Annotated in this window: 26 protein-coding genes; 13 read left to right on the forward strand and 13 right to left on the reverse strand. The window is 59.7% G+C overall.

The genetic code is table 11. From position 1 onward, the window contains the following. Positions 1-141 precede the first annotated feature (141 nt). Positions 142-270 carry a hypothetical protein gene (locus tag CPter91_RS27535; protein WP_041742347.1) on the forward strand — a complete coding sequence of 43 codons (129 nt, stop codon included), beginning with the start codon at positions 142-144 and terminating at the stop codon, positions 268-270. 133 nt (positions 271-403) lie between these two features. Continuing rightward, the gene (locus tag CPter91_RS19960; protein ID WP_061943220.1) at positions 404-862 is read left to right on the forward strand and encodes a hypothetical protein; all 459 of its coding nucleotides are present in this window, start codon (positions 404-406) and stop codon (positions 860-862) included. Positions 863-930: 68 nt separating this feature from the next. Here CPter91_RS19960 and CPter91_RS19965 read toward each other — a convergent pair whose 3' ends face one another. Continuing rightward, positions 931-1,872: a CysB family HTH-type transcriptional regulator gene (locus CPter91_RS19965; protein WP_061943221.1), complete on the reverse strand. Its 942-nt coding sequence runs from the start codon at positions 1,870-1,872 to the stop codon at positions 931-933. 243 nt (positions 1,873-2,115) lie between these two features. Here CPter91_RS19965 and CPter91_RS19970 point away from each other — a divergent pair, with 243 nt between their 5' ends. The 7 genes from CPter91_RS19970 (at position 2,116) to cobA (ending at position 9,109) form a co-directional block, all read left to right on the forward strand. Further along, on the forward strand, positions 2,116-2,889 hold the full coding sequence (locus CPter91_RS19970; protein ID WP_061943223.1) for a sulfite exporter TauE/SafE family protein: 774 nt from the start codon (positions 2,116-2,118) through the stop codon (positions 2,887-2,889). Between the two features lie 87 nt (positions 2,890-2,976). Next, the gene (locus CPter91_RS19975; protein ID WP_061943225.1) at positions 2,977-4,674 is read left to right on the forward strand and encodes a nitrite/sulfite reductase; all 1,698 of its coding nucleotides are present in this window, start codon (positions 2,977-2,979) and stop codon (positions 4,672-4,674) included. Further along, positions 4,658-5,194 (forward strand): DUF934 domain-containing protein, encoded by a 537-nt coding sequence (locus tag CPter91_RS19980; protein WP_061943227.1) that lies wholly within the window; start codon positions 4,658-4,660, stop codon positions 5,192-5,194. The genes CPter91_RS19975 and CPter91_RS19980 overlap by 17 nt, the downstream gene beginning before the upstream one ends. 2 nt (positions 5,195-5,196) lie before the next feature. Continuing rightward, positions 5,197-5,940 (forward strand): phosphoadenylyl-sulfate reductase, encoded by a 744-nt coding sequence (locus CPter91_RS19985; protein WP_061943228.1) that lies wholly within the window; start codon positions 5,197-5,199, stop codon positions 5,938-5,940. A gap of 58 nt (positions 5,941-5,998) precedes the next feature. After that, the gene (cysD, locus tag CPter91_RS19990; protein WP_061943230.1) at positions 5,999-6,934 is read left to right on the forward strand and encodes a sulfate adenylyltransferase subunit CysD; all 936 of its coding nucleotides are present in this window, start codon (positions 5,999-6,001) and stop codon (positions 6,932-6,934) included. After that, the gene (locus tag CPter91_RS19995) at positions 6,934-8,286 is read left to right on the forward strand and encodes a sulfate adenylyltransferase subunit 1 (protein ID WP_236905870.1); all 1,353 of its coding nucleotides are present in this window, start codon (positions 6,934-6,936) and stop codon (positions 8,284-8,286) included. Before cysD ends, CPter91_RS19995 begins: the two co-directional genes overlap by 1 nt. Before the next feature lie 37 nt (positions 8,287-8,323). Then, positions 8,324-9,109 (forward strand): uroporphyrinogen-III C-methyltransferase, encoded by a 786-nt coding sequence (gene cobA / locus CPter91_RS20000; RefSeq protein WP_061943232.1) that lies wholly within the window; start codon positions 8,324-8,326, stop codon positions 9,107-9,109. A 34-nt stretch (positions 9,110-9,143) separates the two neighbouring features. On the opposite strand, the gene CPter91_RS27025 is transcribed toward cobA, so the two are convergent. The 4 genes from CPter91_RS27025 to CPter91_RS20015 all read right to left on the reverse strand — a co-directional run bounded on the left by CPter91_RS27025 (position 9,144) and on the right by CPter91_RS20015 (position 11,229). Further along, positions 9,144-9,320, reverse strand: coding sequence for a hypothetical protein (locus tag CPter91_RS27025; protein ID WP_167595197.1), 177 nt, complete (start codon positions 9,318-9,320; stop codon positions 9,144-9,146). Positions 9,321-9,508: 188 nt separating this feature from the next. Then, on the reverse strand, positions 9,509-9,715 hold the full coding sequence (locus CPter91_RS20005; RefSeq protein ID WP_061943234.1) for a hypothetical protein: 207 nt from the start codon (positions 9,713-9,715) through the stop codon (positions 9,509-9,511). Between the two features lie 327 nt (positions 9,716-10,042). Further along, positions 10,043-10,447 (reverse strand): hypothetical protein, encoded by a 405-nt coding sequence (locus tag CPter91_RS20010; protein WP_061943236.1) that lies wholly within the window; start codon positions 10,445-10,447, stop codon positions 10,043-10,045. A gap of 575 nt (positions 10,448-11,022) precedes the next feature. Further along, positions 11,023-11,229: a DUF3563 family protein gene (locus CPter91_RS20015; RefSeq protein ID WP_061943238.1), complete on the reverse strand. Its 207-nt coding sequence runs from the start codon at positions 11,227-11,229 to the stop codon at positions 11,023-11,025. 132 nt (positions 11,230-11,361) lie between these two features. Between CPter91_RS20015 and CPter91_RS20020 the strand changes: the two genes are divergently transcribed. Next, positions 11,362-12,264, forward strand: coding sequence for a LysR substrate-binding domain-containing protein (locus CPter91_RS20020; RefSeq protein WP_061943240.1), 903 nt, complete (start codon positions 11,362-11,364; stop codon positions 12,262-12,264). On the opposite strand, the gene CPter91_RS20025 is transcribed toward CPter91_RS20020, so the two are convergent. From CPter91_RS20025 to lptF, 3 genes are read right to left on the reverse strand one after another with little or no spacing between them, the layout of a single operon-like run. Further along, complete coding sequence (locus tag CPter91_RS20025; RefSeq protein ID WP_061943242.1) at positions 12,261-12,656, reverse strand: sirohydrochlorin chelatase; 396 nt, start codon at positions 12,654-12,656, stop codon at positions 12,261-12,263. The two genes, CPter91_RS20020 and CPter91_RS20025, sit on opposite strands and share 4 nt — an antisense overlap. A gap of 18 nt (positions 12,657-12,674) precedes the next feature. Next, positions 12,675-13,808 carry an LPS export ABC transporter permease LptG gene (gene lptG / locus CPter91_RS20030; RefSeq protein WP_061943244.1) on the reverse strand — a complete coding sequence of 378 codons (1,134 nt, stop codon included), beginning with the start codon at positions 13,806-13,808 and terminating at the stop codon, positions 12,675-12,677. Continuing rightward, the gene (gene lptF, locus CPter91_RS20035; RefSeq protein WP_061943246.1) at positions 13,805-14,956 is read right to left on the reverse strand and encodes an LPS export ABC transporter permease LptF; all 1,152 of its coding nucleotides are present in this window, start codon (positions 14,954-14,956) and stop codon (positions 13,805-13,807) included. Before lptF ends, lptG begins: the two co-directional genes overlap by 4 nt. A 38-nt stretch (positions 14,957-14,994) precedes the next feature. Between lptF and CPter91_RS20040 the strand changes: the two genes are divergently transcribed. After that, positions 14,995-16,518, forward strand: a complete 1,524-nt coding sequence (locus CPter91_RS20040; protein ID WP_061943248.1) for a leucyl aminopeptidase — start codon at positions 14,995-14,997, stop codon at positions 16,516-16,518. Positions 16,519-16,722: 204 nt separating this feature from the next. On the opposite strand, the gene xth is transcribed toward CPter91_RS20040, so the two are convergent. Beyond that, entirely contained in the window at positions 16,723-17,487 is a 765-nt protein-coding gene (xth, locus tag CPter91_RS20045) for an exodeoxyribonuclease III (RefSeq protein ID WP_061943249.1), read from the reverse strand. Positions 17,488-17,670: 183 nt separating this feature from the next. Here xth and CPter91_RS20050 point away from each other — a divergent pair, with 183 nt between their 5' ends. After that, complete coding sequence (locus tag CPter91_RS20050; protein WP_061943250.1) at positions 17,671-18,120, forward strand: MarR family winged helix-turn-helix transcriptional regulator; 450 nt, start codon at positions 17,671-17,673, stop codon at positions 18,118-18,120. Next, the gene (locus tag CPter91_RS20055) at positions 18,117-19,424 is read left to right on the forward strand and encodes an MFS transporter (protein WP_061943252.1); all 1,308 of its coding nucleotides are present in this window, start codon (positions 18,117-18,119) and stop codon (positions 19,422-19,424) included. Before CPter91_RS20050 ends, CPter91_RS20055 begins: the two co-directional genes overlap by 4 nt. 8 nt (positions 19,425-19,432) lie before the next feature. Here the strand turns inward: CPter91_RS20055 and CPter91_RS20060 are convergent, their stop codons facing one another. The 4 genes from CPter91_RS20060 to CPter91_RS20075 are packed head-to-tail and all read right to left on the reverse strand — an operon-like array spanning position 19,433 to position 21,769. Further along, the gene (locus CPter91_RS20060; protein ID WP_061943253.1) at positions 19,433-20,062 is read right to left on the reverse strand and encodes an esterase/lipase family protein; all 630 of its coding nucleotides are present in this window, start codon (positions 20,060-20,062) and stop codon (positions 19,433-19,435) included. Between the two features lie 7 nt (positions 20,063-20,069). Then, a complete protein-coding gene (locus CPter91_RS20065; protein WP_061943255.1) occupies positions 20,070-20,327 on the reverse strand; it encodes a hypothetical protein in 258 nt (85 codons plus the stop codon). Positions 20,328-20,375: 48 nt separating this feature from the next. Then, the gene (locus CPter91_RS20070) at positions 20,376-21,278 is read right to left on the reverse strand and encodes an RluA family pseudouridine synthase (RefSeq protein ID WP_061943256.1); all 903 of its coding nucleotides are present in this window, start codon (positions 21,276-21,278) and stop codon (positions 20,376-20,378) included. Continuing rightward, complete coding sequence (locus tag CPter91_RS20075) at positions 21,275-21,769, reverse strand: arsinothricin resistance N-acetyltransferase ArsN1 family B (RefSeq protein ID WP_197481601.1); 495 nt, start codon at positions 21,767-21,769, stop codon at positions 21,275-21,277. The genes CPter91_RS20070 and CPter91_RS20075 overlap by 4 nt, the downstream gene beginning before the upstream one ends. Positions 21,770-21,815: the final 46 nt, after the last annotated feature.

The following is a 21,815-nucleotide window of genomic DNA, read 5'->3' on the forward strand; positions in this document are numbered from 1 at the left end:
CCGGTCTGCGTTTTTGGCTTAGTTTCCGGCTTCAACACTACCTCACAAAGCGTTACATCTCACACCGTCTCGAAGCACCTGTATCAGTCTGTCGGTGGCATCCTGAAGTCCTGGTAACTCATTTCACTCAGGACAGACATCATGAAAAAGCTCATTGCCTCACTGGTGCTTGGCACCATCCTCAGCACCTTGCTGAGCGGCTGTATCGTGGCGCCAATCGGCCCCGGCTATTACCGTCCGCACTACTACCATCCTTACGACCGCTACTAAGTAGTAAGTAAAAGTAAGTGCACTTAAGCAATACCAGGGCATCAGTATAATTGCCGATCGGAAATTTCAAAACGCCTCAGGTTTGAATTTCCCATCGAATACATTGCCATACAAAAATAAACACGGAGCCATTATGAAACTGATCCACAAACTCGTCCTTCCCCTGCTGCTGGCGCCGACACTGCTGCCGCTTGCCGCCCATGCCGACGAACCCGGCCATCACGGCGCCTATCTGCATGCGCTGGCTGATTTGCACGTCGCGCGCTGGCTGATCGACCATCGTCCCGGCGACAACTGGGTCATGGGCCGCAACGAGCAGATCGCCCTGGCTGAGATCGATGCCGCAACGCGCGAGATCACCCAGCTGGGCGCCGATGTCGGCAAGGATGTCTATCATGAAGAGCGCCCGGACGCCCGCCCGGACCACCGCGGCCGCCTGCATGATGCGGTAGAGGCGCTGGAACGCGCGCGCAGCGATGTTGCTCAGCGTGAAGACGATCCGCGCGTATTCGGCCTGCAGCAGCACGCCATGCATCGCATCGAAATGGCCAAGCACGCGACTGAAGACGCCATGCGCGACGCCGGTTATTAAGAACTGCAGTCTGGAATTGAAAAAGGGGCAAGCCGCGCGCTTGCCCCTTTTCTTTTTTACTGGCCGGCTTACAGCTCGTACATGTCCTTCTCGCCGTTCATCACCTGCTCGATCAGCTTGCGGTTCATGGTCGGCGCCAGCAGCTCGATGAAGGTATACACATAGCTGCGCAGGTAGGCGCCCTGCTTGACCGCCGCCCGCGAGATGTTGGTGCCGAACAGATGGCCGACCGGAATCGAACGCAAGCCGGTGTCGCGCTCGGCATCGAACGCCATGCCGGCGATGATGCCGACGCCCATGCCCAGCTCGACGTAAGTCTTGATGACATCGGCATCGATGGCTTCCAGCAAGACGTCCGGCTTCAGGTTGCGCAAGGAAAACGCATGGTCGATTTTGGTGCGGCCGGTGAAGGCGCTGTCATAGGTAATCAAGGGAAAGGCGGCGATTTCTTCCAGCGTGATCGCCTTCGACTGCAGCAAGGGATGATCGGGCGGCACCACCACCACGTGTTCCCATTGATAGCAAGGCAAGGTCACCAGGCCGTCGGCATTGACGATGGCTTCGGTCGCCAGCGCCAGGTCGGCCTGGTCGTTGCGCACCATGTCGGCCACCTGCTTCGGATTCCCCTGGAGCAATGACAAGCGCACTTTGGGAAATTTCTGGGTAAACGCCTGCACCACTTTCGGCAAGGCATAGCGCGCCTGGGTATGCGTGGTGGCGATCGTGAAACTGCCGCTGTCATGCGCGGCGTATTCGTTGCCGATGCGCTTGAGGCCATCGATTTCCTGCATGATCAGCTCGACCGACTTGAGCACCGCCCGGCCCGGCTCGGTAAGGCCGCGGATACGCTTGCCGTGCCGTGTGAAAATATCAACACCCAGTTCTTCTTCCAGCTCGATGATCGCCTTGGAGACGCCCGGCTGCGAGGTATACAGCGCCTTGGCCGCCTCGGTCAGGTTGTAATTTTGGCGCACCGCCTCACGGACGAAGCGGAACTGATGGAGATTCATGAATTTTCCTTGTTTTTTCTCTAATAAGAATCTGTCCGGCCCAACCGGGGGATTGATGAAAACATCGTTTCATCCCAGCAACTATCTACCCGTACCACTCCCTGCTACACTCAAAGTCCCGCTGCCAGCAAGCGCGCTCCCTGTATTTACATATATCAAATACGCATATAAGCAAATAAATAGTCTGTAGTTGGACATATATGCGAAGTTTATTACGATTCGAGGTGTTTAGTACGAGGTGATATGACTGTTTCTTATGTAGTGAGCGGTTTTGCCGTCGGATTATTGGTGGGATTGACTGGTGTCGGCGGCGGCTCACTGATGACGCCTTTGCTGACCCTGCTGTTCGGCATCCATCCCAGCGTTGCTGTGGGCACTGACCTGGCGTTTGCGTCGGTGACCAAGGTCGCCGGTACGGTTGCGCACCGCTCCAAGGGCACCGTGCGCTGGGACATCGTCAAGCTGCTGTCGCTGGGCGCCTTGCCGGCCGCCATCGGCACCGCGCTGATCCTCAAGTATTTAGGCGGCATCAGCAATGAAATCGGCCAGGTCATCCGTTACTCGATCGCCATTTCCGTGCTGTTGACCGTGGTCGCGCTGCTGTTCAAAGGCAAGCTGCAGTTGTGGCTGAACGCGCATCCGGAAAAGCAGCTGCAAGGCAGGAACCTGACGATCGCCACCGTGGTCGCCGGCCTGACATTGGGTGCACTGGTGACCATGTCGTCGATCGGCGCCGGCGCCGTCGGCGCGACTATCCTGGTGCTGCTGTACCCGCGGCTGTCGCCGGCCGAAGTGGCGGGCACCGACATCGCCTACGCGGTGCCGCTGACCGCCATCGCCGCGCTCGGCCACTGGTGGCTGGGATCGATCGACTGGAACTTGCTGGGTTCGCTGTTGCTGGGTTCGGTGCCCGGCATCACGCTCGGTTCGCTGGCCGCACGTTCGGTGCCGGAAAAATTCCTGCGCGGCCTCTTGGCCGTAACGCTGACCAGCGTCGCAGTGAAACTGATTTATTAAGGAGCCGCAGTACGCGGCTCCCGCATTCGTTTTGAAACAGTTGCAAAGGCGTGGCGCAGCTAGCCACAACCCATAAGGAAGACAAAGATGTATCGCTACGATCAATACGATCACCAGATAGTCAAGGAACGGGTTGCGCAGTACCGCGACCAGGTGCGCCGCCGTTTGTCGGATGAACTGACAGAAGAGGAATTCCTGCCGCTGCGCCTGCAGAACGGCCTCTACATGCAGCGCCATGCCTACATGCTGCGGATCGCCGTGCCTTACGGCATGCTGTCCACAGCCCAGGTACGCATGTTCGCCCATATCGCCCGCACCTACGACCGCGGCTACGGCCATTTCACCACGCGGCAGAACATCCAGTTCAACTGGATCAACCTGGAGCAGTCGCCGGACATCCTGGCGGAACTGGCGACGGTGGAAATGCACGCGATCCAGACTTCCGGCAATTGCATCCGCAACACCACTTCCGACGAACTGGCCGGCGTTGCCGCCGACGAGATCATCGATCCGCGTCCGTACGCCGAAATCATCCGCGAATGGAGTACCTTCCATCCCGAATTCGCTTTCCTGCCGCGCAAATTCAAGATCGCCATCAGCGGTTCCGAACAGGACCGCGCCGCCACGGCAGTGCATGACATCGGCCTGCACGTGGTCAAGAACGCTGAAGGCGAAGTCGGCTTCCGTTTCCTGGTCGGCGGCGGCATGGGCCGTACGCCGATCATCGGCAGCGTGATCCGCGAATTCCTGCCATGGCAGCACGCCCTGACTTACCTGGAAGCGGTCCTGCGCGTCTACAACCAGCACGGCCGCCGCGACAACAAGTACAAGGCACGCATCAAGATCCTGGTGAAAGCACTCGGCGCGGAAGAATTCGGCCGCCAGGTGGAAGCCGAATGGGCTGACATCAAGGATGGCCCGGCGACCCTGACCGTCGAAGAACTGCAGCGTATCGCCCAGTATTTCGTGCCGCCGCCGTACGAAACCCTGGCCGCCAGCGATGTCGGCTTCGAGGCGCACAAGGCGGAAAACAAGGGCTTCGCCAACTGGCTGCTGCGCAACGTCAAGGCGCACAAGGTAAGCGGCTATGCCGCAGTGATCCTGTCGGTCAAGAAAACCGGCGTGCCGCCGGGCGACATCACTGCCGCCCAGCTCGACTTCGTGGCCGACCTGGCCGACCAGTACAGCTTCGGCGAAGTGCGCATCACCCACGAGCAGAACCTGGTGCTGGCCGACGTCAAGCTGAGCGACCTGTTCACGGTGTGGCAGGCAGTCAAGGCGCAAGGCCTGGCGACACCGAATATCGGCCTGCTGACCGACATCATCTGCTGCCCTGGCGGCGATTTCTGCTCGCTGGCGAACGCCAAGTCGATCCCGATCGCGCAAGCGATTGCCGAAAAATTCGACAACCTCGATTTCCAGCATGACATCGGCGAGATCGAACTGAACATCTCGGGCTGCATCAACGCCTGCGGCCACCATCACGTCGGCAACATCGGCATCCTCGGCGTCGACAAAGATGGTTCCGAGTGGTACCAGGTTTCCATTGGCGGTGCGCAGGGCAACAACACCAGCATCGGCAAGATCATCGGGCCATCGTTCTCGGCACAGCAAATGCCGGTGGTCATCGAGCGCCTGCTGGATGTGTATGTGAAGCAGCGCCACGAAGAAGAATTGTTTATCGATACCGTGCAGCGTCTCGGCATCGCGCCGTTCAAGGAATACGTCTACGCCAGTCCGATCCCGACCGGTTACACCCATGGGGAGGATGCCTGTGTCTACTAATGAAATCATCAAGAACCGTGCCGTGGTCAGCGACGACTGGAGCGTATTGCGCCTGCAAGAAGGTGAAACCGCTGAAAGCGTCAGCATCCCGGCCGGCAAGGTGATCGTACCGTTCAGCGTCTGGCAAGCCCAGCGTGCGCAGCTGCAGGACCGTAAGCCTATCGGTGTATGGCTGAGCAGCGACGCCCAGGCCGATGTACTGAAAGAAGATCTGGCGCATTTCGACCTGGTGGCGGTCGACTTCCCCAAGTTTACCGACGGCCGCGGCTATTCGATCGCCTACAACCTGCGCACGCGCCTGGCCTACAGCGGCGAGCTGCGCGCCATCGGCGACGTCTTGCGCGACCAGCTGTTCTACATGCAGCGGGTCGGCTTCGATGCTTTTGCGGTACGCGCCGACAAGAACATCCACGACGCCCTCAAGGGTCTCACCGATTTCACCGAAAAATACCAGACTTCGTGGGACGAGAAAACGCCCTTGTTCCGTCGCGTGAACCGCCAAGCCGTCAGCCAGGATTGATCATGAGCAGCCCGACTCCCTCCCTGCTGGAACTGGTCGCCGCCACCAAGGCGACGCTGGAAAGAATCGCCGCCGAATATACGCCGGCGGTATTCGCCTCCAGCCTGGCGGCCGAAGACATGGTGCTGACCGACCTCATCCTGCGCGGCCAGCTGCAAGACAAGATTTCCATCTTCACGCTGGAAACCGGCCGCCTGCATGCGGAAACCTTGGGCATGCTGGACCGCATCAAGGAAACCTACGACTACGAGGTCACGCCTTACCGGCCGCAACCGGAAGCAGTGGCCGCCTATGTCGAACAGAATGGCTTGAACGCCTTCTACGACAGCGTCGAGATGCGCAAGGAATGCTGCCGCATCCGCAAGATCGAACCGCTCAACCGCGCCCTGGCCGGCAACAAGGCCTGGATCACCGGCCAGCGCCGGGCGCAGTCGCTGACGCGCGCCGAGCTGCATGTGCAAGAGCATGATGAGGCACATGGCATGAGCAAGTTCAATCCGTTGGCGGACTGGTCGGAGGAAGATGTCTGGCAATACATCCGCAGCAACAACGTGCCGTACAACCCGCTGCACGACAAGGGCTATCCTTCCATCGGCTGCGAGCCTTGCACACGCGCCATCCAGCCGGGCGAAGACGTGCGCGCCGGCCGCTGGTGGTGGGAAAATCCGGAATCCAAGGAATGCGGCCTGCACGTGGTGGACGGCAAACTGATACGCATCAAAGCCGTCTCGCAGCAGAACGCTTGATCCCGCTTTTTGCTTCATTACTGCTTCATCATCGCTACATCAAATGACAAGAACCGCTATGAACACAGTTGTTGAAAAATTTTTCCTGGACCAGGCCGCCAACCGCCATCTCGACTGGCTGGAATCGGAAGCCATCCACATCATGCGTGAAGTGGCGGCGGAATGCAGCAATCCGGCCCTGCTGTTTTCCGGCGGCAAGGATTCGGTGGTGATGCTGCGCCTGGCGGAAAAAGCTTTCCGTCCCGGCAAATTTCCTTTCCCGCTAGTGCATATCGATACCGGCCACAACTTCGCCGAAGTGATCACATTCCGCGACAAGCGTGTGGCGGAACTGGGCGAACGCCTGATCGTCGGCTCAGTCGAGGATTCGATCAAGCGCGGCACCGTGCGCCTGCGCAATCCGCAGACCGATTCGCGCAATGCAGCGCAAGCCGTGACCCTGCTGGAAACCATTGCCGAACACAAGTTCGACGCCTGCATCGGCGGCGCCCGCCGCGATGAAGAAAAGGCGCGCGCCAAGGAACGCATCTTTTCCTTCCGCGACGAATTCGGTCAATGGAATCCGAAAGCGCAACGCCCGGAACTCTGGGACCTGTACAACACCCGCGTGCACCCGGGTGAAAACATGCGCGTGTTCCCGATCTCCAATTGGACCGAGCTCGATGTCTGGCAATACATCGCCCGTGAAAAACTGGAACTGCCGCCGATTTATTTCGCCCATCAGCGCCAGGTAATCCCGCGCAACGGCCTGCTGGTGCCGTTGACCGACCTGACCCCGGCGCGCGAAGGCGAAGTGGTGGAAACCCGCGAAGTGCGTTTCCGCACCGTCGGCGATATTTCCTGCACCTGCCCGGTGGCCTCCGACGCAGCGACCGTCGAAGCCATCATCGCCGAAACCGCGGTGACCCAGATCACCGAACGCGGCGCTACCCGGATGGATGACCAGACCTCGGAAGCATCGATGGAAAAACGTAAAAAAGAAGGATATTTCTGATGAACGCCGTGGTTAACAATGTGAGCAGCAACTTCAACAGCGATAGCGGCCCTGCGCCACAAGCACGCGGCCAGGAACGCGGCTTGCTGCGCTTCATCACCGCCGGCTCGGTGGATGACGGCAAGAGCACCCTGATCGGCCGCCTGCTGTTCGACAGCAAGGGCATCTTCGCCGACCAGCTGGACGCCATGTCGCGCGCCAAGCACAAGCGTACCGTCGGCGACACCATCGACCTGTCGCTGCTGACCGACGGCCTGGAAGCCGAGCGCGAACAAGGCATCACCATCGATGTCGCCTACCGTTATTTCGCCACGCCGAAGCGCAAATTCATCATCGCCGACACCCCTGGCCACGAGCAGTACACGCGCAACATGGTGACCGGCGCTTCGACCGCCGATGCCGTCATCATCCTGATCGACGTCTCCAAGGTCAAGCTGGGCGACGACGGCAGCGTTGAATTGCTGACCCAGACCAAGCGCCACTCGACCATCGCGCACCTGCTGCAAATCGAACACGTGGTGGTGGCGGTCAACAAGATGGACCTGGTCAACTACGACCAGACCGTGTACGACCGCATCGTCGCCGCCTACCTGGAATTCGCTACGCAGCTGGGCCTGCGCGATGTGCGCCCGATTCCGCTGTCAGCGCTGGCTGGCGACAACGTGGTGGCAGCCGGCGACAAGATGCCTTGGCATCAGGGCCCGACCCTGATCGAACTGCTGGAATCGCTCAGCGTCTACGACGAATCGCATGACGAGCCGTTCCGCTTCCCGGTGCAGCTGGTGGCGCGCCACAACGGCCACGAAGCCAACGATTTCCGCGGCTACATGGGCCGTATCGAGGCCGGCAAGGTCAGCAAGGGCGACAAGCTGATCGTACAGCCTAGCGGCCAGAGCGCCACCGTGAAAGACATCCTGGTGCTGGAAGGTTCGCTGCCGTCGGCCGCGGTCGGCCAGTCGGTGACCCTGCTGCTGGAAGAATACCTGGACATTTCGCGCGGCGATATGTTGACCTCGGTGGAGCGTGCTCCTGCCCTGCTGAAGACCGTCAACGCCGACCTCTGCTGGCTGTCGGAAGATGCGCTCGACCTGCGCCGCAAGTACTGGCTCAAGCACAGCACCAAGCAAACCGCCGCCCGCATCACCAGGATCGACACGCTGCTCGATATCAATACCCAGCAGCGGCGCCCGGCGGAGTCGCTGAAACTGAACGACATCGCCAGCGTCTCGCTCAATCTGCAGCAAGCCATCGCTGCCGACTCCTACGATGAGATACGCGCTACCGGCGCCTTCATCCTGATCGACGAAGTCACGCACCAGACCGTCGCTGCCGGCATGATCCGTCTCGACTGAAACAACGCCAATCCATATCCACACAGCGGAACACGCCATGCAAGCCAACCACGCCAGCACCCAAGCTACTTACGGCAAAGTCTATCTGATCGGCGCCGGCCCTGGCGCCGCGGACCTGATCACGGTGCGCGGCGCGCGCTTGCTGGCGCAGGCCGACGTCGTGCTGCACGATGCCCTGGTGACGCCAGACATGCTGGCACTGTGCCCGCAAGCCTTGCAGATCGCCGTCGGAAAACGTTGCGGCAAACTCTCCACTGCACAGCAGTTCATCAACAAGCAGCTGGTCGACAATGCCCGCAAGTATGCGGTGGTGGTGCGTTTGAAAGGCGGCGATCCGATGCTGTTCGGCCGCGCCGATGAAGAATTGCGGGCGCTGGAAAAGCATGGCATCGAAGTTGAAGTGGTGCCTGGCATCAGCGCCGCGCTGGCGGCTGCGGCCAGCTCACAGCAGCCGCTGACCAAGCGTGGCGTCGCGCGCAGCGTGGCGTTCTTTACTTCCAGCACCGCGCCCGGCGAATCCGAGCAGGTGAACATGCCAAACTGCGACACGCTGGTGCAATACATGGGCGGCCGCGAAGCCGCCGCCACGGCGCAACGGCTGCTAGCGCAAGGCCGCTCCGCTGCGACGCCGGTGGTAGTGGTGGAAAACTGCAGCCGCGACAATCAGCGCATCCTGCGCCTGCGCCTGGATCAGCTGGAGCAAGGCTTGCAGCAATGCGAAGGTCCGGTGCTGGTGATGATAGGCGAAGCGCTCGCCAGCCGCGCCGGACAGCAGCTTGCCGGCGATCAGCAGAAGGTTGCCAAGGCCAGGAACGCGGCCTGAGGCAGAGCGGCATCCATTCTCGCTTTAGCAAACTTTAGCGAACGACAGGCTTGGCGTGCGCTTCCGACGCCAGTGCTTTTTGCAGGACCGGGCCGGGCTGGTCCAGCCGGTCTTCCGGCGACAAGACATTGATCCAGCTGACCAGGCCGACGGCTGCTACGGTCAATACCAAGAATACTGCTATTCTTTTATTCAAAAATTCCCATTTCATTGTTGACTCCTTACCTGCAATATTTTCTTTGACTGCGCTCCTTTGATTCCGGTGCTAACCAGCCAGCGCTGACCATAAATAGCGCAGCGCTACCGGCAAAGCAGCGCATTCAAATGACAGCAGCCCCGCCGCCAATGACTTGGCGGCAGAGATGCCCTTCACATCTTCATTCCGATTATTTCGATTGTTTAGCGGCCGTTGCCGCTGCGTGTCGCCAGCACACCGTACATGCCGACCGCGCGGTCGCTGGAAGCGGTGCTGCGCTTGGCTTGTTTGCCATTGCCGGACAGCGCCGAAGCCTGGCTGGGCGACCAGCCGAAAGTCCAGTTGCCGCCCTTGTTTACTTTGTTCTGTTTGCCGGATGCCAGACCCAGCAGAGTTTTGATAGTCATCATTTCACCTCTTCATGCTTGCTGCGCGGGCGTCGCATAAGCGGCGGCATCCGTGTAGCTGCGTTGATCATGGAAAGCGATTGTGCAACGCGCCGGTTGGGGCACGCACGACAGCGACGGTGAAAGAGAAATGTTCCGCCAGTCGATTGCAGGCTGGACAGCCTGGCTAAGCGACACGGGAAATGTGAGGATAGCTAGGCTGTTTCAGGCAACTGCAAGCAGACAATTGCTTTATGTATTTGCGTTACTGAGTTTCTGGTCCGGTAAGCCGGACAACTGGGACAGTCCATTACAAAAGCTCCCGATTCAAAAATGCCTGATCAAACCTGATCAAGCCGGTTGTATCGTTGGACTGCCGCCGCGCGTGGAAGGTTCATAAGCTGGCTTTGCCGCCCGTGCGGAGCGTTGGGGAATGCTTTCCCAGCGCACACTGCGCACGCTGATTTCCTGCGCCAGGCGGGTCACCAGCTGCACCAGTCCGGCACGCTCGCGCACCGAACACTTCACTTCCACCGTGATGGCGGTCAGGTTAGTCTGCACCGCAGGCTCGTTGGCTTGATGCGTGACGTCATAGTTCGCCAGCAGCTTGCGCATCAGATTTTCCAGATACGCCACTTCCGAACTGCGGCAGGTAGTCACGATGCGATATGGCAAAGCAGAGCCGTGATCCTCTTGCGAGGCGGTGAACGAAGAACGATGTTTTTTAAAAAATGCATGCAGTTTGATGAATGGCATGACGATTTCCTTCCCACTTCCGTTGTTCCTGCCGGCCAGGCGTACCCAACGAGGCGCACATGCATTTGCTGCTGTGCCATTACCGGGCTGTGCGCCTGCCCTGCAAGATGCACAGGGAAACGCCAAGCCCGGGCAGACCCAGGAACGGAAATACACGGCCGTACGCAATCCGCCGGAAGGCGGCACGAACAATCGGTACTACAAAAATCGGATGGGAGTATCGTTGCGGCATTCTCTGCTACAACTTTGCTACGACGTTTACCGCAGGAAAAATGAAAATCCGGCGATAAACCTTACGATACTACAGCTCGCAAATACGCAAGCTGCAGCGGACGACGGAGGTCTGCTAAAGACTATGCGTAATGTGCCGGGCTGAGGACCCATCCACCGCTACTACTAGAACAACTGTCCAAAATATGGACCTCCATACAATGCAATACCGAGATTATATTTCTTACTGGCTATTCTGTCAAGTAAATGACTTTACATTCGCCGGATTTTGTGCGTAGCCAACATATTCGCAACAGCTGGGAAATCCCCAGCAAACTTGGGCGCCGCCACAAGCCGCTTGCGGCTCAGTAGGAGCCGGCCCGCAACACCCGCAGCGTGTGCAAAACCGAACCGTGACGGCAGTCCAGCACTTGCATCCGTCGCTCCAGATCCTGGTGGTCGGCGGCTGCGGCGAGATAGGCCTGTTCCGCCTCGGGCAAAGTCATGCCGGTGCCGGCGGCGGCCTTCCTCCAAAAGTCTTTAATATTAGAAAATTTATTGGATAACGACATACGCAACTCCAAATAGAAACATCAAAAACCTCCCCATGGAAGCCAAATCCAGAGGAACGATGCTTGTAGAATAGGCCGATCAAGATTAGACTGAAAGCCGTATTTTCTATCCGAAATATAAGTTTATTTAACATGACAACCAGACTCCCGCCGCTCAAGCCCTTGCGCGTATTCGAAGCCGTGGTGCGCACCGGCAGCCTGACCCTGGCCGCCGCCGAACTGCACATCACGCACAGCGCGGTGAGCCAGCAGATCAAGCTGCTGGAGCAGCACTTCGGCATCACCCTGTTTACCCGGGGGCAGCGCGGGGTGGAGCCGACCGCAGCGGCGCGGCTGTTTTTTACCGACGTCAAAGCCGGGCTGGACCGTATTGCCTTGGGGGCGGAGCAATTGCTGAATACCGGCAAGGTACGCATCATCCGCGTCAGCTGCACGCCGTCGATGGCGATGCGCTGGCTGATTCCGCGGCTGTCGTCGTTCCAGATCGACAATCCGCGGGTGGAAATCCGCGTCACCACGTCGACCGTGGCCGTAGAGGCAATCAAGGAGCCATTCGATGTCTTGATACGGCGCAGTCCGATGCACAGAGCCGATTACGAATGCATACGCTTCCTCGATGACGTACTGACGCCGGTGGCGTCGCCGCGCTATCTGCAGCAGCATCCGCTCAAGCGCCCGCAAGATTTATTGCAAGCGTCCCTGCTGCACCTGTCCAGCCGTTCCCAGACCTGGACCCGCTGGTTTGACGAAGTCGGGGTGCCGGTCAAAGGCCAGTTGCCGGGCCAGATCTATGAGCATTTCTTTTTGAGTTTGCAGGCGGCGCTCACCGATCTCGGCGTGGCCATGGGTTCGCTGGCGCTGATGGAGGAAGATCTCGCGCACGGCAGCCTGCTGCCGCCATTCCCCGATTTATGCCTGCAGGACAAAGGATTTCATCTGCTGTTCCGCGCCGGCCTGCAGGATCCGGTGCTGGCCAATTTCACCGCCTGGCTGCAAGCCAAGGGCAGGGAAACCTCTGAAAGTATCCGGGCTTAGGACTTGGGCAAGGTAGCGGCGCAATAGCCGGCAATCGCGGCCAGCACCTGCGGCTGCTCGCCCACCGCCTGCGCTACGGTGATCGTCAATTGCGGATGCCGTTGCTGCGCCTGGGCGATCAGGGCCGGCAGATCGCGCCGCACGTGGCCGCCCTGGCCGAGGAATACCGGCACCACGCTGACTTCGCGGATGCCTTCCGCCGCCAGCTGTTGCAGCAGTCCGGGCAAATCCGGCTGCATCAGTTCGAGGAAGGCCAGGCCGACCCGCAGTTCCGGCCGCTGCCGCTCGATCAGCTGCTGCAGGACTTCAAACGGCGTCGCCCACAAGGGATCGCGGGCGCCGTGGGCAAACAGGATGATCGCTTGATGCGGCGCCGGAGATGGATGTGACATGAGCTGGTCCGAGCGCCGCTACTGCCGCTCGATCCTCCACAGGGCGCCGATCGCAATCAGCAGGAACAAGGTGCTGGGCAAGGCCGCGGTAAAAAACGGCGGCCAGGTATTGAGCAGGCCGAGATGCGAAAACAGCGTATTGACCAGCTGGAAACTGACGCCGATCATGATGCCGGTAAAGATCTTCAGGCTGACGCCGCCGGTGCGGAAATGCAGGTAAGCGAACGGCAAGGCCAGCGCCATCATCACGAATACCGAGAACGGGTACACCAGCTTTTTCCAGAAGGCGATGTCGTAACGCTCGCTGTGCTGATTGTTTTCTGCCAGATGCTTGGAATACGCCCACAGATTGTAGGCCGACATATGGTCCGGATCGGCAAACAGGACCGACAGGATTTCCGGCGTGATTTCGGACACCAGGTCCTTGCTGGGGAATTTCTTGGTGGCGATCGCCGTGGTGATGTCGTCGGTCGAGGTGCCGTTGACAAAATCGGTCTGCACCACATCGTCCAGGCGCCAGACGTGCTGGCCCTGGTAATCGGCATGGGCGGCCTGGATCAGCCCGGTCATGTGCAAGCTGCGGTCGAACTCATACAGCTTGACGCCGACCAGCTGGCCATCCGGCTTGATCTCGCCGATGTTGATAAAGCGCGAGCCGACGATGTCGCCGCTGGTGCCGTCGGTACGGATCACATCCTTGCTCCACAGACCGGTCTTGAACTTCTGCGAAATCGACGCGCCCTTGGCTTGCAGCTTCAGTTTTTCGGCAAATTCCGCGCTCTTGGGCGAAACGAATTCGCCGATCAGCACGGTCGCCACGACGAATATCAAGCCGATCTTGATCAGTATCCTGGCGGTCATCATGGTTGACATGCTGGACACGCGCATGATGGTGAACTCGGAGCGCGCAGCGAATTGCGACAAGGTGTAGATGGTGCCGATCAGCGCCGCGATCGGCATCAGTTCATAGGCATAGCTGGGCAGGCCCAGCATGACGAACAGGAAGGCATGCTGCAGCTTGTAGCCGCCATGGCCGACCGATTTCAGTTCGGTGGTGAGGTCGAAGAACGCAAACAGCGCCAGGAACGCCGCCAGCGTAAACAAGACCGAACGGACGATCTCGGCGGTAAAGTAACGTTGCAATACCTTCATGCCGCCGCCGATTCTTTAGTCGAACTTTTAACTTTCAACAGGCGTGCATGCTTGACTGCAGACCACATGACCAGCGGATGCCAGCGGCTGTTGACGTTCAGGCGCCACATGAACAGCAGGCCGACGATGAACAGTACGATCAGATGCATCGGCCACCAGGCCAGCATGAAGGACCAGCGTCCCTGCACCACCGCCGCCTGGAAAATGCTGGTCACGTTGCTATACGAGACGTACAGCAGCAGCGCGATCAGCAAGCTGGCGGAGCGGCCCACGCGCGGATTGACGAAGCTCAGCGGTATCGCCAGCAGCATCAGGCACAGCGCCATCAGCGGCAGCGACAAGCGCCACAGCAGCTCGCCCATGTTGAAGCCGTTGCGGTCCTTGAGCAGGTCCGCGGTCGGCAAGGCTTGCGCCGAGCGATCGCCATTCTCGGCCTGCGAGTTGCTGGCCACCAGCACCCCGTAGCGCTCAAACTCCATCTGACGGAATTCGTTCTTGCCCGCCAGGACGTCGTAACGGCGCCCTTTCGACAGGATCAGGAACTTGTCGCCGTTCTTGTCGATTTCCAGGTTGCCTTCCTTGGCCACCACGATGCTGTTCTTGCCTTCCTGCTGGGTATTGACGAAGACGTTCTTGACCTTGGTGCTGTCGCCGGAAATGCCTTCGACGAAAAAGATGCGGTTGGCGGCGGCCGATTCCTGAAACTTGCCGGGTGAAACACGGGAAATGTCTTCGCGCTTTTCAAAACGCTCGCGGTATTGCGCGCTCTGGTTATTCGCCCAAGGCGTCGCCACGAAACTCAGGATGGCGGTCAGGATAATGATCGGCAAGCCGAATTCCAGCACCGGCCGCACCCAGCGCACCAGGCTCTGGCCAGAGGCGAACCAGACCACCATTTCCGAATCCTGATAGCTGCGCGTGACCACCAGCAGCACCGAAATATAACCGGTCAGGATCAGCAGGATCGGCATGTAATTGAGGGATTGAAAACCAATCAATGCGACCACATCCTGGGACGCAATCTGTCCTCCGGCTGCTTGTCCCAGAATCTTGATCAACATTACCGTGACGATAATTGTGAAGAGCGTAGTAAAAACTGCACCGGCGGTGCTAATTAATTCGCGTCGGAGTGCGCGCTGAAAGATCATTGGGGAATATAATTGCGGATCAAAAAAAGGAGTAAGTGATGGACTTTAGCATAAAAACCATTGACGCAAAAACCTCAATTGCCTCTCTGAAAGCCGGCTGTATCGCAGTCGGGATCTATGAAAACAAGAAACTCTCGCCACAAGCGCAAGTTCTTGACAAATCTGGTGAAATCACTGCTGCACTAAAGTCCGGAGACATTTCCGGTAAACCAGGCTCCACTTTGCTGTTGCGCAAAGTCGCCGGCGTCGCCGCCGAACGCGTGCTGCTGATCGGCCTTGGCCCGGACGGCGAGCTGAGCGACAAGGTGATGTCCATGGCGGCCCTGTGCGTGGCGCGCAGCATCGCTACCCTGGGTGGCAGCGATGCCGTGCTGGCGTTACCGTTCGACGGCCTGGCCAAACAGACCCCGGCACGCGACCTGGCATGGGCTATCCGTAACAGCATCCTGGTGCTGCGCGATAACAGCTATCGCTCCGACACTCTGAAAAGTAAGAAAGAGACAACATTATCCGGCGTCAAGAAAGTTGCTTTCCTGGTCGCCGCCGCCAATGCGGCCGCCGCCAAGCAAGCCGTTGCTGAAGGCCTGGCCCTGGCCAACGGCATCGACCTGACCAAGGAACTGGGCAACCTGCCCGGCAACGTCTGCACCCCGACCTACCTGGCCAACACCGCCAAGAAGCTGGCCAAGGAATTCAAGCTGTCGGTCGAAGTACTGGACCGCAAGCAGCTCGAAGCCTTGAAGATGGGCAGTTTCCTGTCGGTCGCACGCGGCGGCGGCGAAGCGCCGAAATTCATCATCATCAAGCACCTCGGCGGCAAAGCCAAGGATGCCCCGACCGTACTGGTCGGCAAAGGCATCACCTTTGACACCGGCGGCATCTCGCTCAAGGGCGGCGCCGGCATGGATGAAATGAAGTACGACATGTGCGGCGCCGGTTCGGTGCTGGGCACTATTCGCGCTATCGCTGAACTGAAGCTGAAGCTGAACGTCATCGGCGTGATTCCGGCCACGGAAAACATGCCGTCCGGCACAGCCACCAAACCAGGCGACATCGTCACCTCCATGTCCGGCCAGACCATCGAGATCCTCAACACCGACGCCGAAGGCCGCCTGGTGCTGTGCGATGCCCTGACTTACGTGGAACGCTTCAAGCCGGCTGCCGTGGTCGACATCGCGACGCTGACCGGCGCTTGCGTGACCTCCCTCGGCCATCACAATTCCGGCCTGTTCACCCGTCACGACAGCGCCCATGACGCCCTGGCCAACGAGTTGCTGAGCGCCGGCAAGGCGACCGGCGACACTGCATGGCGCATGCCTATCGAAGACAGCTACCAGGAACAGCTGAAATCGAATTTTGCCGATATGGCAAACATCGGCGGCCCGGCCGGCGGCAGCATCACCGCAGCCTGCTTCCTGGAACGCTACACCAAGAAATACACCTGGGCCCACCTCGACATCGCCGGCACGGCATGGAAGAGCGGCGCCGCCAAAGGCGCGACCGGCCGTCCAGTCGCCCTGCTGACCACTTTCCTGATGAACCGCGCAGCTGCGGCCAAGTAATCACTAAGTAGACAGCATGGAAAACGGGGTGTTGGCATGACTGCCAACACCCCGTTTTTATTTCTACGCCGTACACGTAGGGTGGGCACGTTTTTGTGCCCACCCGTGACCGCAATAATCGGTGCACAGGTCCGCGCTGCACGGAAACAGGCATGTGCGTAGAGTGAATTCACGCGTGGGCACGATGTGCCCACCCTACCTTATTTAGCCTAGCGTAGCGATCACCGGTGCGTGATCGGAAGGCTGCTCCCACTTGCGCGGCACGCGGTCAATCACGCAAGCGGTGCATTGCGCGGCCAGTGGCGGCGACAACAGGATATGGTCGATCCGCATGCCGCGGTTCAAGCGGAACCCCATCTGCCGGTAATCCCACCAGCTGAACAGTTTTTCCGGCTGCTCGAACATGCGGAAGGCGTCGGTCAGCTCCAGCGCCTGCAAGCGCGCGAACGCTGCCCGCTCCGGCGGCGACACCAGGTTTTGCCCTACCCACGCTGCCGGATCGTGGACGTCGCGGTCTTCCGGCGCAATGTTGTAATCGCCCAGCAGCACCAGCTTGGCATGCTGCTGGCGCTCAGTCTGCAGCCAGCTGTGCAAGGCATCCAGCCACTGCAGCTTGTACTGGTATTTTTCGGTATCGGGCGCCTGGCCGTTAGGAATATACGCGCATACAACCCGGATGCCGTCGATGGTGGCGGCGATGATGCGCTGCTGCAGGTCCTCGTAGAGCGGATTGTTCTTGACCACATCGGTGATCGGGTGGCGTGACAAGATGGCAACGCCGTTATAGGTCTTCTGTCCGCTGAACACCACGTGATAGCCGGCGGCTTCGATTTCAGCCGCGGGGAATTTATCGTCGGTGAGCTTGGTTTCCTGCAGGGCCAGGATGTCGACCGGGTTATCGGTCAGCCATTGCAGCACTTGCGGCAGGCGCACCTTGAGGGAGTTGACGTTCCACGTTGCTATTTTCATCAAATTCGGATTCTTCAATATGTAAAAAGATGCAGTCCGGTGCGTAAAAGAGACCGGATCCGCCACGCCTGCACTTTACACCAAATACCAAACGCTCAAATTACAACATGTGTGTTGACAAGCACTCGCCGCAACCATATCATGCATATGCATCGATGTATATGCACGATAAAAAGGACACCCATGCTAAGCCAATGTAGCTGTTCCACCCTGCGCCAGCTCACACGCAAGATGACCAATATCTACGATCACTATCTTGCCGCGGATGAACTGACCATCAGCCAGTATTCCCTGCTGGCCAGGATAGGCAAATACGGGCCGATCGGCGCCATCCCGCTGGCCGTCAACATGGGGATGGACCGCAGCACCATGAGCCGCACGCTCAAGCCCCTGATTGCGCTCGGCTGGATTGAGACCGTCGACCTGCCGCTGGCAATGCTGACCGACAAGCGCTCCTTCGGCGTCCGCCTCAGCAGCGCCGGGCGCGACAAGTGGCAAAAATCGATGCCCAACTGGCGCAAGGCGCAAAACGAAATCGATGCCATCCTGGGCGACGAGACACATCATGCCTTGATGAATCTGGTCGACACCGCTAACCACAAGTTCGAACAACACGAGCACGCCATCCCATGAACACCACCATCCAAGCCATCATGGCGCGCCTGCGTTTCAGCTACGTATGGATAGTCGTCGGCATCATCTTCCTGGTCCTGCTGTCCGCGGCCGGGATCCGCGCCACGCCGTCGGTGATGATACTGCCGCTGGAACATGAATTCGGCTGGACTGTCACCACCATCTCCTTCGTCATTTCGGTGAATATCGCGCTGTACGGCCTGATCGGGCCGTTCTCGGCGGCGGCCATGCAGCGCTACGGCATCCGGCCCATCGTGCTGGGCGCCCTGGTGCTGCTGGCGGCGGGGACGTTCGCCAGCACCTTCATGACGATGCCGTGGCATATGGTGCTGGCCTGGGGCATTTTGGTGGGCGCCGGCAGCGGCGTCGCCGCCAACACCCTGGCAGCGACCATCGTCAGCCGCTGGTTCGAGACACGGCGCGGGCTGGCGATGGGCTTGCTGACTGCCAGTTCCGCCACCGGCCAGATGGTGTTCCTGCCGCTGATGGCCTATATGGTCGAGCATTTCGGCTGGCGTTCGGTGGCGATCCTGGTGGCCAGCGTGGCGGCCCTGGCGATTCCGCTGGTGGCGATTTTCCTGCCGGAGCGGCCGCAGGATATCGGCCTGAAGCGTTACGGCCAGCATGACGATTTGCCGCCGGAAGCCGTCAGCAAGGGCAAGAATCCTTTGTCGATCGCTTTTGGCGCACTGGGCAAAGCAGTCAAGATCCGCGACTTCTGGCTGCTGTTTTTCAGCTTCTTCATTTGCGGCATGAGCACCAATGGCTACATCGGTTCGCATTTCATCGCCATGTGCGGCGACTACGGCATCAGCGCCGTGGGCGGCGCCAGCATCCTGGCGGCCATGGGCATGCTGGACCTGGTCGGCACCACCATGTCGGGCTGGCTGTCAGACCGCTACAATCCGCGCGTGCTGCTGTTCTGGTACTACGGCTTGCGCGGCATCGCCCTGATTTTCTTGCCGCATGCTTTCGGCCTGAGCTATTTCGGCTTGCCGGTCTTCGCGCTGTTTTATGGCCTGGACTGGATCGCCACCGTGCCGCCGACCGTGCGCCTGGCCAACGATGTGTTTGGCCGGCTGGCGGCGCCTATCGTGTTCGGCTGGATCGTCGCCGGCCACCAGCTGGGCGCAGCCAGCGCCACCATGCTGGCGGGTTCGCTGCGCAACAGCCTGGGCAGCTATACCTTGTCGTCGATGCTGATGGGTGCGGCATGCATCATTGCAGCGATACTGGTGTTGCGCATCAAGGGGCATCAGGCGGGCGGCGACCTGATTCCGGGGATTCCTGCACCGGCACGCTAAGGGAGAACTCAGGAACGCTGGACGATGGCGACGATATCGCGCGCCACCTGGCGCGAGTTCATGATGACGGTGTGGATGGTCGGCAGCAGATGCAGCGGCAGCGTGCCCAGCTGCACTTCGCCGACCGACAGGATGCCGTCGTTGGGCTCGTCGCCGAACGGCATCCAGCTGGCGCGCGGTCCCTTGATGCCGGCATACACGTGCAGCGGGATGGACGGCAGCGGCAGGCTGTCCATGAATTCCTGGCTGGCCAGCAGTTGTCCCATTTCGCCGGTCAGCAAACGAAACAGGCGCCAGCGCGACAACTTGATCGCATAGCTGGAGGCGCGGGTTGGCGGCGCCAGCAGGAAGGCCATTTCCGGCGCGTGTTCCAGCTGCGGCAAGACACCGCGCGTCAACACACAGCCGAGCGAATGGCCGACCATGATGAAACGCTCGTCGCCGGCGCGCAGCACGATGAACTTGCGCAGGCGCTCCAGACAAGATTGCCAGCGCTCAAAGGCCGCAGAATAAGCGAACAGATGGGTGGTGATGCCAGCCGCACGCAAGCGCCTGGACAGCAGCAGCATCGAGGCCGGGGTGCGGCCCATGCCGTGCACCAGGATCGCATGCACCTTGCTGTCGGCTTGCGTGTTCATGGCATGGCTATTCTTTTTTCTTCAGCTGCTTTTCAAACGCGACATCGAGCTTGCTGATGCGCTTCGGCTTTTGCGGGCCGTAGGCGTTGACGAAGCGCACGAAGTCATCCAGCTCGAGCGCGTCGCTGAGCTTGATGGGCGCTTCAAAGCCGGCGTTCTGGGTCAGGTAAAACAATTCTTCCGCGGTGCGCACCATCGAATACCGTACTTCGCTGCTGCGGGCATTGAGACGTTCGACCGCCGCCGTGGCTCGGGTTGATCTCATTGCGTTCTCCTGGTATTGCTCATCTGCTGGTTAATTCCTTGTTGAGTTTCAAAGCTGGCGCTGGCTGCTGAAATGGCGCTGGCGGCCATCCAGAGGATCGATGAAAGCGATCTCCCGGGCCAGCAATTTCAGCGGCGCCGACCAGTCGTCGCCCTTGCAGGGATAGACATCGGGATAAAAGGCATCGTTGATGATCGGTATCCCTAATGCAGCCAAATGTACACGCAGTTGATGTTTCTTGCCGGTCAGCGGATGCAGGCGGTAAAGGCTGCAGTCTTGCCGCTCTTCGATCAGTTCGATGCGGGTTTCCGAATTAGCCTCGCCGGCTTCTTCCTGCATGCGGAAAAACGGCGTGCCGTCGACCATGCGGCTGCGATACACCAGCGGCAACGCCAGCCCGGGCCGGGTTGGCGCCAGCGCCTCATAAGTCTTGTCGACCCGCCGCTGCTGGAACAGCGATTGGTAAGCGCCGCGGCTGGCGATGTCGTGAGAAAAGATCACCACGCCGGCGGTTTCACGGTCAAGCCGATGGATCGGCGTCAGCTGCGCCAGACCGGTTTTCTTTTTCAGGCGCACCAGTAAGGTCTCGTGCAGGAAGCGTCCGCTCGGAATCACCGGCAGGAAATGCGGCTTGTCGGCCACCAGTATCCGCTCATCCTGATAGAGGATGGTTTCTTCAAACGGAATCGGCGTCTCGGCATCCAATTCGCGATAGTAGAAAATACAGCTGCCGCGGCGGTAGGGGCTATCCGGCGCCAGCCGCGCACCAGTGTGGTCGACGACCTCGCCGCGCGCCATGCGTTCCACCCAGGTCGCGCTGGAAATCGCCGGAAAGCGCTGCTCGAGGAATGCCAGCAGATTCGGCCAGGTTTCCACCGGCAGCCACAGATAGCTGGGCGCCACGCCGTCGACCACCGGCAGCGGCGGTAACGGTGGCGACGCCTGTTTCATCGCAATACCCGTTGCCAATAGCCGACATCGATCCAGCGGTCGAATTTCTTGCCGACCTGGGCAAAATGCGCGACTTTGACGTAGCCCATTTTTTCATGCAGGCCGATGCTGGCGGCGTTAGGCAAGGCGATGCCGCCGATCACCGTATGCACCGGCAATTTTTCCAGTTCGGCGATCAGCGCACGGTACAGCGCGCTGCCGAGTCCCTTGCCGGCAGCCAGCGGCGACAGATACACCGAGCTTTCCACTGCGTGCTGGTACGCCGCGCGCGCACGCCATTTGGTGGCGTAGGCGTAGCCTAGGATTTCATCCCCCTCGACGCACACCAGCCACGGCAGGTTGGCCGTGATGTCGAGGATGCGCTGGCGCATCTGCTCGGCCGTCACTGGCTCGGTTTCAAAGCTGATGACGGTGTCGAGGATGTAGGGATTGTAGATATGGCAAATAGCTGCTGCATCGGCAATGGTGGCCGGGCGTATGATGTGCGTCATGGCTGGGATGGATATGAAAGCAGGTTACAAGAGCTAATCTGTCATC

The sequence above is a fragment of the Collimonas pratensis genome, assembly GCF_001584185.1.
GTDB classification, from domain to species: Bacteria; Pseudomonadota; Gammaproteobacteria; order Burkholderiales; family Burkholderiaceae_D; genus Collimonas; species Collimonas pratensis.